Here is a 17,407-nt window from a genome sequence, read left to right as displayed (position 1 = left end):
AAGTTGCCTATTTGTGCAAATTGGAGCTATGATGTCCGAATCTTCTAAGCATATATATTATTCCCATAATTAAGAATGCTAAAGCTAATGCAATTGGCAGTACTACTCGATGGGGATGGGAAATTTTATCCTGTTCACTTTGCGATAAATCATATTTATCAAGAGCATACTGATATTGTTGATCTACTTTAGTTGCACAGGCCCGAAAAACGAACCGCAAACCTTTGTTAAAAGTAGCATTATTATGGCTGCGAAGTCGATCTACTTCAGCGCGAAGAATATTCGATCTCGTATCAGCAGTAAAAGCTCCATGTAAGTCTTTGCTTGAAAAGATTTGCACATTGCGCTTCTTTTCTTTTTGACCTACCACAATAAAAACAGTACGTTTAGAATGATTTAACGCCTTTGGTGTTAAATTCTTGAGTTTCTTTACTGTAATTACTGCTATTTGCGGTTGCTCTTTAGTCTGCAAATAACGATTATTCTTTTCTTTAATTAAAGTCTTAGTCTCTTTGTCTAAAATATGGACATGATCTTCAATATTAGGTTGCACAAATCCTGTCATCGTCATAAAGACGGCTAACAGGCCAAATAACCAAATAAATCTAGTTTTCATCTTCTTCAAGTTTATGAGCCAAGCTTTCCACATATTTCCGATCGATTTTAATTTGCTCATATAGTACCCCGCAATCATGAAGCAACTGCATTGCTAACGGATTATCACGATAATCAAAGTAATAATTGATTTTCTTTACACCGGCTTGAAGCAAAGACTTGCAGCAATTATAACAAGGGAAATGAGTCACATATATTTCCGTATCATCAGTTGATACGCCAAATTTAGCACATTGGATGATCGCGTTCATTTCGGAATGAATAGTTCGAACACAGTGCCCATCTACCATTTGATGACCTACCTCATCACAATGTGGTTGTCCGGATACCGATCCATTATACCCCGTGCCAATAATACGATTATCTTTAACCAAAACACTACCAACTAGAGCTCTGTTGCAGGTGGAGCGCTGAGCTATCACTAGTGCCTGCATCATGAAATATTGTTTCCAAGGAATTCGATCGTGCATGAACTTACCTCTGCTTATTCTTATCTATTCTTAAAGTAGTTCAAACCAATAGCATCACGAACTTGTTCTAAGGTTTCATTAGCTACTGTATTTGCCTTCTTTGAACCTTCTAAAAGCATTTCATAAATTGCATCCTCATCTTGAGCGTACTTTTCACGGCGTTCACGAATAGGTGCAAGTTCTGCTTCAAGTACTTTGTTTAAGTAACGTTTAATTTTAACATCGCCTAACCCGCCTTTTTGGTATTCTGCCTTAAGTTCTGCTACCTTATCCTTATCTGGATCAAAGACATCAAGGTAAGTAAAGACAGTGTTACCTTCAACCTTACCTGGATCTTCAACGTGAATATGATTTGGATCGGTGTACATTGACATAACTTTCTTTTGAACGGTCTTAGCATCATCTGACAAATAAATGCAGTTACCAAGTGATTTAGACATCTTAGCATTACCATCAAGACCTGGAAGACGACCAGAACCCTTTGGTGGGAAGTAGCCCTTTGGTTCAACCAAAATATCAGTGTTGTAAACACGGTTAAAGGTTCTTACAATCTCACGAGTTTGTTCAAGCATTGGTTCTTGGTCATCCCCAACAGGAACGATAGTAGCCTTAAAAGCAGTAATATCTGCAGCTTGAGAAACTGGGTAATTTAAGAAGCCAACTGGGATTGAATCTTTGAAATCCTTTTGCTTAATTTCAGTCTTAACAGTTGGGTTTCTTTCAAGACGTGCTACAGTTACTAAGTCCATGTAGTAAGAAGTTAATTCAAACAAAGCTGGAATTTGTGATTGAACATAAATTGTTGATTTACTTGGATCAATGCCTACAGCTAAGTAGTCTAATGCTACTTGAATTAAACTGTTACGAATCTTTTCTGGGTTACGAGCATTATCTGTCAACGCTTGAGTATCAGCAATCATGATATAAGGATCGTACTTGCCAGAATTTTGCAATTTTACTCTATTTTTAAGTGAACCAATATAGTGACCAATGTGAAGTTTGCCAGTTGGACGATCACCGGTTAATAAAATTTCTTTTGCCATAACTTCTACTCTTTTCTAATTTTATTTTATACTCTTTGCTTTTTTATTTTATTTCTTATGTTAATGACCTAATTTTAACAAAATTTAAGCTATGATTAAACTATCACCAATGAAAGGAAACAAGACATGTGTAATCACTTTCGGATACCCGATTTAATGCAAATAAAAAAATATCTGACTGAAGACCTCGCTTTACCATTAACCGATCCAAAAATCGAAATAAAGCAACAAGATATTTTTCCAAATCAAACTGCGCCAGTCTTGCTCTATCAAGACAATAAATTGCAGCTCGTCAATAAAAACTGGGGCTATCCTAGTCCAGTAGATTCCAAAAAGCCGATGTTTAACGCCAGAATAGAGCGTTTTTATGAAAATAAGCCTTCTATGTGGGATCGTTCTTTTGCTAGACAACGCTGTTTAATTTTAAGTAGCGATTTTTTTGAATATGCTAAAACTACATACCAAGGAGCTAATGGCAAAAAATATCATGAACGCTACCGCTTTAAAACGGCTAATCCCATCACATTAATTGCAGGGATTTATGATCAAAATAATTTTTCTATGGTTACTACCGCTCCTAATAAAGACATAGCTCCCATTCATAACCGCATGCCACTAATCATTGAACCTGGCGAACTGCGTAGATGGCTTTTTCAAAACTTTACCAGTTTGGTTGATCGCAGCAATATTGACCTAAAAGTACAAAAAGAGCCACATCAAAAATAATTGGTTTATTAATTAAAAGCATGATAAAATAAAGAAGTATTGCGGGTATAGTTAAATGGTAGAACGACAGCTTCCCAAGCTGTAGATGCGGGTTCGATTCACGCTATCCGCTTTTTTTGTACAAAAAAACGGATGAGATTTTTTCTCATCCGTTTATTTTTTACGCCATGATAACGGTTAAAACGCCACTAATGATAGCCAAATAAATCGGCATCCAGAGCGTTTGTGTATAAAGATAACTCCAGGCAAATAGCCCGCCATAGATAATCTCAATCACAACCAACAAAAGTGAACTTTGAAAGTTTAACAAACTAAAAATAATTCCTGAAACAATGATTCCTGTTACTGCAACTTGAGTAGTACTTCTGCGAAAAGCATAATTAAACAAAAATCCTGTTGCAAGGAATTCTTGCAGAATTGGTAAGATAATTCCTTGTACTAAGATCAAAAACCAAAACATGTCAACTGATTCATTTTTTAAATAAATCAATTGAAAGTCATAATGTGGAATCTTTTCATATGCTTGTAAATACGATATAAGAATTCGAGTAGCCGTGATTGCCAAAGTAAGCAACATCACCGTAGAAAAACTGCCTAGCCATGGTAATTTAAAATCTCGAGCAAAAAAACGTTGTTCACGATTAAAGCGATAAACATAAAATAATAAAATCATTGCTGCAACAAGGCAAAACAAAATCAAATCCCAAACATGCAATGGCGTCTTCCTAGTCACTAGCTTAACGACTGCAAAGACGATAACATACCCTACCAGGTACACTGCATAGCGGATAACGTTTCCCTCTCTCGATTCTGGCGTATTCAAAATTTTCACTCCTACTCTGGATTGTATCCTACAAAATCAATATTATACCAAAAAAATACAGTTTATTAAATACAGATAGGGCGTCCGCTTACTTCACTTCTACAATAGTCACCTTATATTCTCCAGCTGGGGCTTCGACTGTGGCAACGGTACCTGCCTCTTGCTTCATAATTGCTTGACCTAAAGGTGAATCAAAGGAGATTTTGCCATCGGCCAAATCCGCCTCCATCCGTCCGACGATCTTATATTCTTCTGTTTCATCATCATCATCAAATTTAAGAACTACGGTCTTACCCAAATCTACTTTGCCATCATCCTTAGTTTCGACAATTTCTGCGTACTTTAATTGCTTACCTAAATAACGCAGACGACTCTGCAAGTGTCCAAGGTCCCTTTTAGCCTCTGTATATTCAGTATTTTCTGATAAATCGCCTAGAGCTCGCGCAGCTTGTAAAATCTTTATTCTGCGAGGACGATCTTTCTTTAAACGTGCAATTTCATCTTCAATTTGTTTATAGCCTTCTGGCGTCATTTTTTGAAAATATACCATGATTTAACACCTTATCAATTCGTTCATTCATTTTTCTTTTTAATTATACAAAAGTTATCCACAAGTGTTAAACGTTGATTTACTAAAGTTTTTATTCATAAATTAGCACTATATACTTTCAAGTGCTAAATAGTTTAATTTATTTTGAAACTGACTACAATAATCAGTGTAAGGAAAAAGAACGAGTCCTTACGAATTAAAGAGCAAATAAAAATTGAAAGGAAGTTTTCAATATGGCAAACGATATGATGAATCGTCGCAATGATATGATGGATGCAATGAACGACTGGTTTGGTTTTCCAAGAAACTTCTTTGATGACACTGAAATTGAAAACATCATGCAATCAGATGTTGCCGAAACAGACAAAGACTATACCGTTAAGATCGATATGCCTGGTATGAACAAAGAGGACATCAACGTTAACTACAAAGATGGTCTTTTAACAGTTGCTGGCAGCAGAAAATCATTTAAGGATACAAGTGACAAGGATAAGAACATTATTCATAAAGAAAGAAGCGAAGGTCGCATTTCAAGAAGCTATAGATTACCAAATATAGTTGCAAGTGAGATCCATGCAAAGTATGATAATGGTGTATTGACTATCATCTTGCCAAAGCAAAATGCTGGTGATGATAGCAATTCTATCCATATTGATTAATTTATTAGATTAAGCAAGATGTCTAATAAGTTACGGATATAATTCTCTGAAGCGAGTTCATGATTGAACCCGTTTTTGTTTTGGCTTAAAATAGTGTTAATTTAAGAAAAAATTAAAAATGAAAAAGGAGATTTTTTTATGGCTCATGAATTAACTGTACAAGAGCTGGAAAAGTTTTCTGCAGACTTTAACAAGAACCCAGAAAACAAAGTTATTGCTCGTTCTGCACAACGTAGTGGTGTGCTTGAAGCATCATACAACGATCGCGTACAAAGCGAATTAACCCGTGTCTTCTCTACTGAACTTGACACTGACAACGTTACTAACCAAAAGCACTCAGGTCGTTGCTGGTTATTTGCCACATTAAACGTTTTACGTCATGAATTCGGCAAGAAATACAAGGCAAAGGATTTTACTTTCTCACAAGCTTACAACTTCTTCTGGGACAAGATTGAACGTGCCAACATGTTCTACAACCGTATTTTGGACAGTGCTGACATGCCACTTGATTCTCGCCAAGTTAAAAGTGATTTAGACTTTGCTGGTGCAGATGGTGGCCAATTCCAAATGGCTGCTGCATTAGTTGAAAAATACGGTGTTGTTCCTTCATACGCTATGCCTGAAACTTTCAACACTAACGATACTACTGGCTTTGCGACTGCATTAGGCGACAAGCTTAAGAAGGATGCTTTATTTCTTAGAAAATTAAAGCAAGAAGGCAAAGATGACGAAATCAAGAAGACTCGTGAAAAATTCTTAAGTGAAGTTTACCAAATGACTGCCATTGCTGTTGGTGAGCCACCTAAGAAATTTGATCTTGAATATCGCGATGACGATAAGAAGTATCACTTAGAAAAAGACCTTACTCCACTTGAATTCTTACACAAGTACTTAGGCGACGTTGATTTTGATGACTACGTTGTTTTAACTAACGCTCCAGATCACGAATATGGCAAGCTTTATGGTTTACCAGCAGAAGACAACGTTTCTGGTTCACTCAGAATTAAGCTTTTGAACGTGCCAATGGAATACTTGACCGCTGCTTCAATTGCCCAATTAAAGGATGGTGAAGCTGTTTGGTTTGGTAACGATGTTCTTCGTCAAATGGACCGCAAGACTGGTTACCTTGACACTAACCTTTACAAATTAGACGACTTATTCGGCGTTGATCTTAAGATGTCAAAGGCTGACAGATTAAAGACCGGTGTCGGCGAAGTTTCTCACGCCATGACTTTAGTTGGTGTTGATGAAGACAATGGTGAAGTTCGTCAATGGAAAGTTGAAAACTCATGGGGCGACAAGTCCGGTGCTAAGGGTTACTATGTAATGAACAATGAATGGTTCAACGATTACGTTTACGAAGTTGTTGTTCACAAGAAGTATTTGACCGACAAACAAAAGGAACTTGCTGAAGGCCCAATCACTGATCTTCCCGCATGGGACTCACTTGCTTAATTATTTAAGATAAACGAAAAAGACTTAATCTAGCAGCAAATGTCTAGATTAAGTCTTTTTTAATCCTTTTTCTTCTACTTATAATTTGGAGCAGCCTTAGTCATTTGAACATCATGTGGATGTGATTCACGCAAACCTGCATTAGTGATTTGAACAAATTGTGCCTTTTCAATCAACTCAGGAATATTTGCGGCACCACAGTAACCCATACCAGAGCGAAGTCCCCCATCAATTTGGAAGACTACATCACTCACGTCGCCCTTGTACTCTACACGAGCTTCAACACCTTCCGGCACCAATTTATTAGCTTCGTTAACGCCGCCTTGGAAGTAACGGTCACTTGAACCATGAGCTTGAGCCATCGCACCAACAGAGCCCATACCACGGTAACGCTTAAACTTCTTGCCATTTTCTTCAAAAATATCACCAGGTGCTTCAGTTGTTCCTGAAAGCATACTACCGAGCATGACGGCATTACCACCTGCTGCTAAAGTCTTAACTACATCCCCAGAATATTTGATACCACCATCGGCAATGATTGGCTTGTGGTACTCACGTGCAGCTGAAGCAGCATCATAAATAGCAGTAATTTGTGGTACACCAACACCGGCAACGATTCTAGTAGTACAAATTGAACCAGGTCCAATCCCAACTTTAACTACGTCAACACCTGCATCAAATAATGCTCTAGTTGCATCCCCAGTTGCAACGTTACCGGCAATCAGAGTTTGCTTAGGAAAATGATCATGGATCTCTTTAATCTTACGTAAAACACCAGCTGAATGACCGTGAGCAGTATCAATCACGATTGCATCGGCACCAGCTTCAAGAAGTGCTTCTGCTCTTTCAAAAGTATCACTAGTTACACCAACAGCTGCGGCACAAAGCAATCTGTTTTGGTCGTCAACTGCAGCCTTAGTCGCATTGCTTGGTACGACTACGCTCTTCACATTGGCTACTTCGCCAGCTTGAGCTTGAATTGACATGTTCTTGTGTACTACACCAAGTCCACCTTGAAGAGCCATAGCGATTGCCATTGCGCCTTCAGTAACAGTATCCATTCCTGCACTGATCAATGGAATATTTAATTTGATATTATCGGCAAGCTTAGTGCTTAAATCAACTTCATTTGGCAAAACGTGACTTTCTGCCGGAATTAATAAAACATCATCAAAAGTTAAACCTTTTTTGGCAAATTTGGTATCCCAGTTAGACATATGACTCTCCTTTTCTCATTCAAAAAATTATTAGCTTTACTTTACTAGCACCCTTACCAAATTTCAAGAAATATATCAAAAAATCCATCCTTCAAGGATGGATTTGCTTATTCATAGCTAGCAGCAACATTTTGATAATGAGCAACTTCATCATCACTGCAACGCACAAAATGTCCAGGACGGATTTCATGCATGGTACGTTCTTTACCATCGCCCTCTTCTTTTTGTACATCATAGTCTATACGCTTACGATTTCGTTCAATTTCTGGATCAGGCACTGGAACTGCCGAAATCAAACTCTTAGTATAGTCATGCAACGGACGATCATAAACATCATCGGCTGGTCCTACTTCGAGTAACTTACCAAAGTGCATAACACCAATGCGGTCAGAAATAAATTTAACCATTGATAAGTCATGCGCAATAAATAAGTAAGTTAGCCCATGCTTTTTCTGCAATTCTATCATCAAGTTAACAACTTGCGCTTGAATCGAAACATCTAACGCCGAAATAGGTTCATCTGCAACGATAAATTTAGGTTCTACTGCCAATGCACGTGCAATTCCGATTCTTTGACGCTGCCCACCAGAAAATTCGTGAGGGAAACGACTAGCATGATTCTTATTCAAGCCAACCGTTTCAAGTAATTCTTCTACTCTCTGACGACGTTCTTCTTTTGATTTAACTAAATGGTGAATGTCCAAACCTTCCGCAATAATATCCTCTACTGTCATTCTAGGATTTAATGATGCATATGGATCTTGGAAAATCATCTGTGCATCACGCCGAAATTTCAATTTATCTTCACGTTTCTTCAGATTTTCAATGTTTTTTCCCTCAAAGATAACCTCACCAGCAGTTGGTTGATAAAGCTGTAAAATTGAACGGCCAGTCGTAGTTTTACCTGAACCTGATTCACCTACTAAACCGAAGGTTTCTCCTTTATGGATATCAAAACTCACATCATCTACAGCTTTAGTGATTGTACGTCCATTTTTGAAGTATTGCTTTAAATGCTTTACTTGCAAAATCTTTTCTTTTTCTGACATATAAATCTCCTCTCGCTGTTGCTAGTTTTGTACCTTATTTTCTTCTTGCATCAATTCAAATTTCTTCCAACGTCTTTGAATTTCAGCCGGTGGTTCTACTTTAGGTGCTCCTGGTGCAAGTAACCAAGTAGCCGCATAATGTGTATCTGATACTTTGAAAAATGGTGGTTTACGCTCAATATCAATTTTCATTGCATACTTGTTTCTTGGTGCAAACGGATCACCCTTAGGTGGATCAAGTAAATCTGGGGGTGTACCCGGAATTGATTCCAAAGTATCACTTTCTAAAGTTGGCATTGAATTAATCAATCCCCAGGTATATGGGTGTTGCGGATTATAGAAAATATCATCTACTGTACCATATTCCATAAATTCACCAGCATACATTACTGCCACTCGATCGGCCATCCCAGCAACAACACCCAAATCGTGAGTAATAAAGATAATTGAAGTCTTAACTCTTTTTTGTAAACTCTTCATTAAATCCAAAATTTCTGCTTGAACTGTTACATCTAACGCAGTAGTTGGTTCATCTGCTAATAAAATTTCTGGCTCACAAATTAAAGCAATTGCAATCACAATTCTTTGTCGCATACCACCAGAGAATTGATGAGGGTATTCATTAATTCTCTCTTCGGCATTAGGAATACCAACAGCTTTCATCATTTCCAAAGCCTTAGCCCAAGCTTCTTTTTTTGAAACGCCTTTATGCTTAATCAAAGGTTCAGCAATTTGTTGACCAATCTTCATGGTTGGATCCAGTGAAGTCATTGGATCTTGGAAAATCATGGCAATTTCATTACCACGAATTTTTTGCCATTCTTTTTCAGAAATATCCAATAAATTTTTACCGTGAAAATTTATTTCTCCACCCATAATTTGAGCATTACGAGCAAGAAGTCCAATAATTGAACGAGTAGTAACAGATTTTCCTGAACCTGATTCACCAACAATTGCCAAGGTTTCTCCCTCATTCAAATGAAAGGAGACATCACGAATTGCCTTTACTTCACCTGCATAAGTGTGAAAATCAATTTTCAAATTTTTAACATCCAAAATTTTCTTTGGCATTTAGTTTTGCCTCCTATCTTTGTCCTTTAGGGTCAAATGCATCACGCAAGCCATCACCAAGTAAGTTAAATGCAATCATCAAGATACATAAAACAATTGCTGGATACCACATCTGATATGGTAAGAATTGGAAGTTCTTTTGGCCTTCATTCAGAAGCACACCAAGTGAGGTTTCCGGTGCAGTGATACCAATACCAATAAAACTTAGGAATGCTTCAAAGAAGATTGCACTTGGGATAGTATACATGGTTTGAATAATGATTAAACTTGATAAATTAGGAACAAGATGCTTCCATGCAATTTTCCAACCTGATTCACCTAATGACTGTGCTGCCAAAACATATTCTTCATTTTTCAAACTCAATGTTTCTGCACGAATTTGCCGGGCCATTGTCGTCCAACTTGAAATAGCAATTGCTAAAATAATTGAAGTAATACCTGGTTTTAAAACAACCAACATTAGAACCACAATAATTAAGTTAGGAACGGAAGAAATAATTTCGATAATCCGTTGCATAACGTTATCGACTCCTCCGCCTTTCCAACCAGAAATTATTCCATACATAACCCCGATCGTTAAATCAAAGAAAGCAGCTACTAAAGCAACAATTAAAGAAATTTTTGTACCATAAATAATTCTTTGACCTAATGAACGACCTAAGTAGTCAGTTCCTGCTATGAAATACTTATCCTTAGGAACATTATTTTGAGCATAGGCATCAACCCATTGGCCATTTTGCTTAATTTTACCGTTAAGACCATTAATAGCGCTCAATCCCGGAACTTTAGCAGGTAAATTAGCGTACTGCGGATGTGATTTTACCAATGTAGATTTATTAATAAATGGCGTTGAACCAAAAGCAACTATAACCATAAAAATAATAACGATTGCAGAGATTACAGCTGCTTTTCTTTGTTTGAATCTTATCCAAACATTTTGACTAAATGAAAGTGCAGGCCCAGCAATTTTTTCACTATCTTGAGCTTGTCCTTTTGGTAAAGGTTCAAAAGCATCTGGACTAAGTTTTAAATCTTTTTCATCCATATCTCTAAGCCTCACTTCCTGCTAATCTAATTCGTGGATCGATTAATCCGTAAACAATATCAGTGATTAAAAGAACAATTACTAGACCAATACAGTAGACCATTGTAATACCCATGATTGTTGGATAGTCATTAGTCAAAATTGACTTAACGAATTGTTCACCAATTCCAGGGATATTGAAAATATTTTCAATAACCATTGAACCAGTCATCAACGCTACAGCATAAGGTCCAATCAAAGTCACTAATGGAATTACTGAGTTACGCATTGCGTGCTTTCTAATAACTTCCATTCTACTTAATCCTTTTGCCTTACCTAATTCAATGTAGTCACTACTCAAAGTATCAACCATGCTAGTTCTAATAAATCGAGCCGTTTCAGCAAGCGGACCTACAGCTAAAGCAATAGTTGGCAAGATGGTTTGAGAAAATTGACCCCAACCAGCGATCGGGAACCATCCCAGTTTTAAACCAATGTAATATTGAAGAAGAACTGCTAAAACAAAGTTAGGAACAGATTTACCAATAATTGAAAAAACAGTTGCAGTAGAATCAGCCCAAGTACCTTGTTTCATGGCTGCAATCGCACCAACGATAACGCCGAGCACAACACCAAGAATCAATGCTTGAAGACCTAATTGAACTGAAGCACCGAGACGAGCACCAATTAATGATGAGACAGGTTGATTACTGTATTGGAAACTTGTTCCAAAATCACCGTGCAGCATACCGACAATATAAATCAAGTATTGTTGCCATACTGGTTTATTCAAACCATATTGTTGGTCCATGATATGTCTTTGCGTCATCGTCATCTTTGCTTCATTGGCATACGGTGATCCTGGCATCAATTTCATTAAGAAAAAGGTTACCGTTGCTACAATAAACAAAGTGAGGATCATATATAAAATACGCTTTATTAAGTATCTAGCCATATTTGCAGCTCCTTACTTTTTATTTAATCTTCACATTATTTTTTAATGTTAGTTTCTATTATAGCAAAACACAAAAAAATATCTAGTCATAATTAAAAAAATAAGAGAAAATCGCATTTTCTCTTATTTTTTTAATTAATATTTATTTTTCAACATATGCATACTTAAAGTTATAATTAGCACCTGCACCGTTGTAAACAACATTTTTAACCGTTGGTCGAACCATCCAAGCTTCGGCAGGTTGATACAAAGGTACTACTCCCTGTTCTGTTAACAATACACGTTCAGCCTTAGCTAAATCTTCAAAACGATCATCCATATTACCAGTAGTCTTTGAAGCGGCAACATACTTATCGTAATCTTTATTAGCCCACTTACTCCAATTATATGATGCATTTGTAGTATTCAAATCAAGGAAAGAAATTGGATCAGTAAAGTCCGCTTGCCAACCCATGAGCAAAGCATCAAAATTACCACTTTGGCCACGTACTAATGCAGTCTTCTTAGGTAAGCTGTTAACTTTAACACTGACTCCCTTCAAATTAGATTCAATAGTACTTTGCAAATATTCCCCAGCCTTTTTAGCATCATCATCGTCATAAGTTAGCAAAGTAAAGTTAACTTTACTTTGACCTAAAGCCTTTTGTGCCTTCTTCCAATAATTTTTAGCTAACGCAGGATTATATGTCATTACCTTATCTGTTTCAGCTGTTTTAACTAAAGCCGTATAATCTTTACCATTAAATTCAGTCATGTTAGCTGGTGAAAAAGTAGTTACTGGCTTATTGGCCCCACCTACTGAGGAAGCTAAAGCTTTACGATTGATTGATAACGAAAGTGCTCTACGGAAATCTGCATTCTTAAAAAGTCTATTTTTCTCATTTAATTGCAAATATTGAGTAGATGAAGCTGGTCTAATAGTATAGCCTGATTGATGTTTCAATTGCTTTGTAGCCTGTGGTGCCAACAAAGCGGCATCCAACTTACCTGATTGATACAGGTTATAGTCAGTTGATGGCGTTTTTTGAACGCTGTAATTAATAGTACTTAGCTTAACCTTATTCTTATCCCAATAATTATTATTCTTAACTAACTTCCAAGATAAATTAGAGCCTGTCCAACCCTTTGAAACAAATGGACCATTGTAAACCATAGTTTTTGAGGAAGTACCATAGTTCTTACCATACTTTTCAACAGCATGCTTATTTTGTGGGAAGAAAACACCAAATCCCATTAACAGCTTAAAATACGGGATTCTTCTATCTAAAGTAACAGTTAAATGTTGATCATCATCAGCTTTAACACCAAGTGTATCAGCCTTTTTCTTACCCGCTACTACGGCATCTGCATTCTTTACACCTGAAAAAAGATATGCATATTGTGATGCTGTTTTTGGATCAACGGTCCTGCGCCAAGAATAAACAAAATCTTTAGCAGTCACGGGATCTCCATTGGACCATTTAGTATTTTTTCTTAAAGTAAAATGCCAGGTCTTACCGTCTTTTGAAACTTCAGTCTTAGTTGCTAAAGCGTTTTCTACCTTAGAATTTTTACCTAAACGGTATAATCCTTCCATGGAATTGCTAATTTGATCCATGCTAGTAGCATCGGTTACCTTTGATAAATCTAAAGTTTGTAGTTCTGATTTAGTCATCCAATTTAAAGTTTGTTTAGTTCCAGTTGAAGAGTCCTTATTAGAACACGCTGCTAGAGTTGCAGCAGATACTACTGTTAACATACTTGCACTTAAATACTTTTTCCATTTTTTCATTTTTATTCCTCATTATTTTCATACACAAAAGGAGCAACCGCCTACTTGCAGTTGCTCCTTTTAATTAAAATCCATTTATCGCCTACAAAATTATTCCAAGCACTGCAACTGAAGTTAAGTATTGAGTTGTAAGGTTAAAATAACAATTGAAATTGATAACATGAATTTTCTCCTTAATTTAATTACTAATTACCGGAAACATAAGCTCCCTTAAAGTTGTAGTTAGCACCAGCTGCATTGTACACAATGCCCTTAACTGATGGACGTACTAACCAAGCAGTAGTTTGGTAGTAAAGTGGCGTGATACCTTGATCCTTAAGCAAGATCTTTTCTGCCTTAACTAAATCGCTGAAGCGGCTTTCATCGTTAGTTGCAGTCTTAGAGCTGGCAATTAACTTGTCGTATTCACCGTTAGCCCACTTACCAGTGTTTTGTGCATTCTTTGAAGTGAACAAATCATCAAATGAAATTGGATCTGCGAAGTCAGCGCCCCAACCAGTAACAACAATATCAAAGTTACCAGCAGTTGAACGACTCAAACGAGTCTTGAATGGTAAGTTTTGAACACTAACTTTGGCACCCTTTAAATTTTCTTCAATTTGACTTTGAAGAGTTTCAGTGGTCTTTTGAGCAGCATCAGTATCATCTGACAAGATAGTGAATGAAACGCTCTTAGTGCCTAATTCCTTAAGGGCTTGAGCAAATAACTTCTTAGCTTTAGCTGGGTTGTATTGACTGTAATCAGTATCCTTGGTCTTATCAGCAAAGTCTTGACCTTCAACCTTAGTCAAACCAGCTGCAGTTAATGAACTTGCAGGCTTGTTAGCACCACCTAAAGCATTAGTTAAAGCTTTACGGTTAATTGCAAGTGAAATTGCACGACGCAAGTTAGCATTCTTTAAGAACTTATTCTTTTGATTGTATTGTAAGTAGAAAGTACTTGAACCTGGACGAAGAGTGAAGCCATTTTGATGCTTTAAATTCTTAGTTTGTTGCGCATCAAGACTTACTGCATCAATCTTATTTGATTGGTATAAGTTGTAAGCAGTTGATGGTGTCTTTTGCACGCTGTAGTGAATTGTGTCTAACTTAACAGCATTCTTATCCCAGTAGTTGTTGTTCTTCTTCAAGTTCCATGAAAGGTTAGAACCTGTCCAGCCAGTTTGCTTGAATGGACCGTTGTAAACCATGTACTTAGAAGCAGTACCGTACTTAGAACCATACTTTTCAACAGCCTTTTCTTGTTGTGGGAAGAATAATGGGAATCCCATCAAAAGCTTGAAGTATGGAATACGCTTATCAAGGCTAACAACTAACTTGTTGTTACCTTCTGCCTTAATACCTAAAGTGTTAACTGCTGCCTTACCTTTAGAAATCTTGTCGGCATTGTGAATACCTTCGAACAAGTATGCATATTGTGAAGCAGTCTTAGGGTTAACAGTTCTACGCCATGAATAAACGAAGTCCTTAGCAGTTAATGGAGTACCATCTGACCACTTAGAGTTACGTAAAGTGAAAGTCCAAGTCTTACCATCTTTACTTACTTGAGTCTTTGATGCCAAACCATTTTCAACCTTAGAGTTTTCACCTAAACGATAAATACCTTCCAAAACATTGTTCAATTGGTTAAAACTAGTAACATCAGTTGCTTTTGACAAGTCCATGGTAGGAATTTCTGCACTTTCTTCCCAGTTAAGAGTCTTCTTAGCTGAAGAAGATGAGTTACTCTTTGAACCACAAGCTGCTAAAGTTGCAGCTGAAACTAAAACTGTAGCTCCTGCCGCAAATAATTTTGCAAATTTCATACAATTAACCCCTCTCAATTATGAGATTTTTAATAATTCTTTTTAACTTGATTAAGAGTATACTCATGTTTTTATTAAAATGCAATATTATTTTTTAATTTTATTTTTATACAGCACACAAAAAGGTTACTAGATATAGTTCTAGTAACCTTTTTAACTTATATATTCCACTCTTGCATGAACTCACGCACAAAATTGCGCATGTAAGCTGTACGTCGTTCAGCCTCTTTTTTAGCTGCCGGTGTATTCATCAAATCAGCTAACGAAAATAATTTTTCATAAAAATGATTGATCGTTGTTTCCTCATGATTGCGATATTGATCATGACTCACTAACTTCTCTGGTTTAATTTTAGGATCATAAATCTTGTTGCCGTGCTTGCCACCATATGTAAAGGCACGTGCAATTCCAATTGCGCCCAAACTTTCTAATCGATCTGCATCTTGAACATATTGGCCAGAAAGCGGCAAATGATAATGATGCTCAATATTGGCGGAGAAAGACATGTGCTGAATAGTATAAAGAATGTCCCAAGCTTCTAGATCATTAAAACCTAATTGAGGCAATAATTCTTCGATCTCTTTAACCACCTTTGCGGGATCAGCACAAATCTTTTCATCAATCGTATCATGAAGATAACCTGCAGATTTAATAATTGCTACTTCGCGGCTATCCCTATGCGCATGTTCATGATCAGCAAGGTACATCTTGCTAGCTAATTTAGCCACACGCTCACCATGATAAAAATCATGTCCTGTCTTTTCGCCCTCTAAATGCTTTTTAGTAAAATCAATTACTGCATCAATATTCATTATGCCATTGAATCCCATGCTTCTACTGGAGTTGCTTCGCCTTCCCAGATCTTAACTAATTTTTCTGGGACGTATTGCTTCTTTACGACTACCTTAAATAAGTATTCGTTGAACCAATCATCATCCATGACAAAGTAGCCTTTTTCACCGACTTTTGTGCCCCAAGAATTTTCAATCTTCCATTGACGTGGCTTACCATCAACCACATCAACACCCACTAAAGTCATGGCATGAGTTGAACCGGAAGCACCAGTTTGCAAACGTTCCTTCTTAGATAATTTAGTTTCAATATTAAAAATAGTATCGGTTTGGTAAAGGCCCTTAGATAAGATACCTTTTTGACGATCACTATCTTTACCAACATCACAGCCAAACCAGATAGTTTCACCAGCTTTAAGTTGCTTAATAGCAGCTTCTTTTAAGTTGTTAATTTCAGTATTTAAAAATTGAACTGGCGTACCACCTTCAACATTGTCTTCAAATGGTAATGCATAAAGTTTATCAAATTCATGATCTGGAGCATTGAACAAAACAATGTAATCATCAAGATCATCAGTAAAGTAATTATGGAAGAAATCGAGTGGAGTTAAATCACCATCAAAATGGTACTTGCCATCGTCATCTTTGAATTCAAGATCAAAGTGTTGGACAGGTTCACCAAATGCAATGACAGCCATACGGTAAACTTCACTTAAGAATTCTTGACGCTTTGCTTCGATTTCATCGGTCTTGTTTTCCTTAGCTAATTTACGCAAAACTAGACCATCTTCGCGCAGCTTCATATTCAATGCACGGTTAAAAGCGGCGGTATTGTTTGCAGTAAAGCTCTCTTCTTGAGCATAAGTTGGCACCAAACCATACTTGCGAATCAATGATACAGCCATAGCCCATTGACCACCATCGGTATCAGGACCTTGCATATAAGTGTGAACAGTTCGATCATCAAGTGGTCTATCAGCTGTATTTAAAATATTGTCAAAAAAGATATTGGCTCTTTCTACTCTATCCCAGAAGAAGAGATAATTTTGAGAAAAAGTAAAATTCTTGGCATTGTATTTTTTAGCAAAACCATGACGCAAAGTATTTAATGCCGCAAATAACCAGCAACGTCCAGATTGCTTTTGATCAGTTACATTATCAGTAGGAATTTCAATTGAAAAATTACGGTTAAGCTTTCTAATTCCTTCGGTATTGAAACTTGCCTTTTGGACACCATTATTTACGACTGCTAGTTCTGCTACTCGGTTTTGTGGTTCTTTTTTATATTCTTTTTGAAACTTGGCAATTTCTGCCATTGTAAGTTCGTGTTTCATATAACTTTCCTTTCTCGTTAGAAATCATTTAGTTGTCATCATTTTAGCA

17 protein-coding genes and 1 tRNA gene are annotated in these 17,407 nt (G+C 36.8%); 4 read left to right on the top strand and 14 right to left on the bottom strand.

All coding sequences use genetic code 11. The annotated features are described in order from the left end of the window. Window positions 1–7: 7 nt before the first annotated feature. From B5E95_RS05030 to trpS, 3 genes are read right to left on the bottom strand one after another with little or no spacing between them, the layout of a single operon-like run. A complete protein-coding gene (locus B5E95_RS05030; protein ID WP_191335461.1) occupies window positions 8–616 on the bottom strand; it encodes a TPM domain-containing protein in 609 nt (202 codons plus the stop codon). Further along, a complete protein-coding gene (locus tag B5E95_RS05025) occupies window positions 606–1,085 on the bottom strand; it encodes a deoxycytidylate deaminase (protein WP_087176555.1) in 480 nt (159 codons plus the stop codon). The genes B5E95_RS05030 and B5E95_RS05025 overlap by 11 nt, the downstream gene beginning before the upstream one ends. Before the next feature lie 20 nt (window positions 1,086–1,105). Further along, entirely contained in the window at window positions 1,106–2,128 is a 1,023-nt protein-coding gene (gene trpS, locus B5E95_RS05020; protein ID WP_003625567.1) for a tryptophan--tRNA ligase, read from the bottom strand. Between the two features lie 126 nt (window positions 2,129–2,254). Here trpS and B5E95_RS05015 point away from each other — a divergent pair, with 126 nt between their 5' ends. Both B5E95_RS05015 and B5E95_RS05010 read left to right on the top strand, forming a co-directional pair. Beyond that, window positions 2,255–2,854, top strand: coding sequence for an SOS response-associated peptidase family protein (locus tag B5E95_RS05015; RefSeq protein ID WP_087176554.1), 600 nt, complete (start codon window positions 2,255–2,257; stop codon window positions 2,852–2,854). A gap of 41 nt (window positions 2,855–2,895) precedes the next feature. Further along, window positions 2,896–2,966, top strand: a tRNA-Gly gene (locus B5E95_RS05010). A 48-nt stretch (window positions 2,967–3,014) separates the two neighbouring features. On the opposite strand, the gene B5E95_RS05005 is transcribed toward B5E95_RS05010, so the two are convergent. Further along, window positions 3,015–3,677 carry a CPBP family intramembrane glutamic endopeptidase gene (locus B5E95_RS05005; RefSeq protein WP_087176553.1) on the bottom strand — a complete coding sequence of 221 codons (663 nt, stop codon included), beginning with the start codon at window positions 3,675–3,677 and terminating at the stop codon, window positions 3,015–3,017. Between the two features lie 88 nt (window positions 3,678–3,765). Then, on the bottom strand, window positions 3,766–4,227 hold the full coding sequence (gene greA / locus B5E95_RS05000; protein WP_087235725.1) for a transcription elongation factor GreA: 462 nt from the start codon (window positions 4,225–4,227) through the stop codon (window positions 3,766–3,768). 233 nt (window positions 4,228–4,460) lie between these two features. Between greA and B5E95_RS04995 the strand changes: the two genes are divergently transcribed. Both B5E95_RS04995 and B5E95_RS04990 read left to right on the top strand, forming a co-directional pair. Then, a complete protein-coding gene (locus tag B5E95_RS04995) occupies window positions 4,461–4,886 on the top strand; it encodes an Hsp20/alpha crystallin family protein (RefSeq protein ID WP_025005709.1) in 426 nt (141 codons plus the stop codon). 138 nt (window positions 4,887–5,024) lie between these two features. Further along, window positions 5,025–6,341 carry a C1 family peptidase gene (locus tag B5E95_RS04990; RefSeq protein ID WP_087176551.1) on the top strand — a complete coding sequence of 439 codons (1,317 nt, stop codon included), beginning with the start codon at window positions 5,025–5,027 and terminating at the stop codon, window positions 6,339–6,341. Between the two features lie 74 nt (window positions 6,342–6,415). Here B5E95_RS04990 and guaB read toward each other — a convergent pair whose 3' ends face one another. The 9 genes from guaB to B5E95_RS04945 form a co-directional block, all read right to left on the bottom strand. Further along, window positions 6,416–7,558: an IMP dehydrogenase gene (gene guaB / locus B5E95_RS04985; RefSeq protein WP_087235724.1), complete on the bottom strand. Its 1,143-nt coding sequence runs from the start codon at window positions 7,556–7,558 to the stop codon at window positions 6,416–6,418. Window positions 7,559–7,665: 107 nt separating this feature from the next. Next, entirely contained in the window at window positions 7,666–8,607 is a 942-nt protein-coding gene (locus B5E95_RS04980) for an ABC transporter ATP-binding protein (RefSeq protein WP_087176549.1), read from the bottom strand. Window positions 8,608–8,628: 21 nt separating this feature from the next. Continuing rightward, entirely contained in the window at window positions 8,629–9,678 is a 1,050-nt protein-coding gene (locus B5E95_RS04975) for an ABC transporter ATP-binding protein (protein WP_087235723.1), read from the bottom strand. A gap of 13 nt (window positions 9,679–9,691) precedes the next feature. Further along, on the bottom strand, window positions 9,692–10,723 hold the full coding sequence (locus B5E95_RS04970) for an ABC transporter permease (RefSeq protein ID WP_087235722.1): 1,032 nt from the start codon (window positions 10,721–10,723) through the stop codon (window positions 9,692–9,694). A 4-nt stretch (window positions 10,724–10,727) separates the two neighbouring features. Next, window positions 10,728–11,657 carry an oligopeptide ABC transporter permease gene (gene opp3b, locus B5E95_RS04965; RefSeq protein WP_087176546.1) on the bottom strand — a complete coding sequence of 310 codons (930 nt, stop codon included), beginning with the start codon at window positions 11,655–11,657 and terminating at the stop codon, window positions 10,728–10,730. A 142-nt stretch (window positions 11,658–11,799) separates the two neighbouring features. Next, window positions 11,800–13,428 (bottom strand): peptide ABC transporter substrate-binding protein, encoded by a 1,629-nt coding sequence (locus B5E95_RS04960; protein ID WP_087176736.1) that lies wholly within the window; start codon window positions 13,426–13,428, stop codon window positions 11,800–11,802. Window positions 13,429–13,613: 185 nt separating this feature from the next. Continuing rightward, entirely contained in the window at window positions 13,614–15,233 is a 1,620-nt protein-coding gene (locus B5E95_RS04955) for a peptide ABC transporter substrate-binding protein (protein ID WP_087235721.1), read from the bottom strand. Between the two features lie 158 nt (window positions 15,234–15,391). Continuing rightward, window positions 15,392–16,045, bottom strand: a complete 654-nt coding sequence (locus B5E95_RS04950; protein ID WP_087176745.1) for an HD domain-containing protein — start codon at window positions 16,043–16,045, stop codon at window positions 15,392–15,394. Next, window positions 16,045–17,358 (bottom strand): C1 family peptidase, encoded by a 1,314-nt coding sequence (locus B5E95_RS04945; protein WP_025005706.1) that lies wholly within the window; start codon window positions 17,356–17,358, stop codon window positions 16,045–16,047. Before B5E95_RS04945 ends, B5E95_RS04950 begins: the two co-directional genes overlap by 1 nt. Window positions 17,359–17,407: the final 49 nt, after the last annotated feature.

Origin of the sequence: Lactobacillus gallinarum, assembly GCF_002160635.1 — a bacterium.
GTDB lineage: Bacteria > Bacillota > Bacilli > Lactobacillales > Lactobacillaceae > Lactobacillus > Lactobacillus gallinarum.
The sequence above is the reverse complement of the archived record's forward strand: the minus strand, read 5'-3'. Positions and strand labels throughout refer to the sequence as shown.

Coding starts and splice junctions, on each gene's coding strand:
- B5E95_RS05030 (WP_191335461.1), bottom strand. CDS start 616: ATGAAAACTAGATTTATTTGGTTATTTGGCCTGTTAGCCGTCTTTATG.
- B5E95_RS05025 (WP_087176555.1), bottom strand. CDS start 1,085: ATGCACGATCGAATTCCTTGGAAACAATATTTCATGATGCAGGCACTA.
- trpS (WP_003625567.1), bottom strand. CDS start 2,128: ATGGCAAAAGAAATTTTATTAACCGGTGATCGTCCAACTGGCAAACTT.
- B5E95_RS05015 (WP_087176554.1), top strand. CDS start 2,255: ATGTGTAATCACTTTCGGATACCCGATTTAATGCAAATAAAAAAATAT.
- greA (WP_087235725.1), bottom strand. CDS start 4,227: ATGGTATATTTTCAAAAAATGACGCCAGAAGGCTATAAACAAATTGAA.
- B5E95_RS04995 (WP_025005709.1), top strand. CDS start 4,461: ATGGCAAACGATATGATGAATCGTCGCAATGATATGATGGATGCAATG.
- B5E95_RS04990 (WP_087176551.1), top strand. CDS start 5,025: ATGGCTCATGAATTAACTGTACAAGAGCTGGAAAAGTTTTCTGCAGAC.
- guaB (WP_087235724.1), bottom strand. CDS start 7,558: ATGTCTAACTGGGATACCAAATTTGCCAAAAAAGGTTTAACTTTTGAT.
- B5E95_RS04980 (WP_087176549.1), bottom strand. CDS start 8,607: ATGTCAGAAAAAGAAAAGATTTTGCAAGTAAAGCATTTAAAGCAATAC.
- B5E95_RS04975 (WP_087235723.1), bottom strand. CDS start 9,678: ATGCCAAAGAAAATTTTGGATGTTAAAAATTTGAAAATTGATTTTCAC.
- B5E95_RS04970 (WP_087235722.1), bottom strand. CDS start 10,723: ATGGATGAAAAAGATTTAAAACTTAGTCCAGATGCTTTTGAACCTTTA.
- opp3b (WP_087176546.1), bottom strand. CDS start 11,657: ATGGCTAGATACTTAATAAAGCGTATTTTATATATGATCCTCACTTTG.
- B5E95_RS04960 (WP_087176736.1), bottom strand. CDS start 13,428: ATGAAAAAATGGAAAAAGTATTTAAGTGCAAGTATGTTAACAGTAGTA.
- B5E95_RS04955 (WP_087235721.1), bottom strand. CDS start 15,233: ATGAAATTTGCAAAATTATTTGCGGCAGGAGCTACAGTTTTAGTTTCA.
- B5E95_RS04950 (WP_087176745.1), bottom strand. CDS start 16,045: ATGAATATTGATGCAGTAATTGATTTTACTAAAAAGCATTTAGAGGGC.
- B5E95_RS04945 (WP_025005706.1), bottom strand. CDS start 17,358: ATGAAACACGAACTTACAATGGCAGAAATTGCCAAGTTTCAAAAAGAA.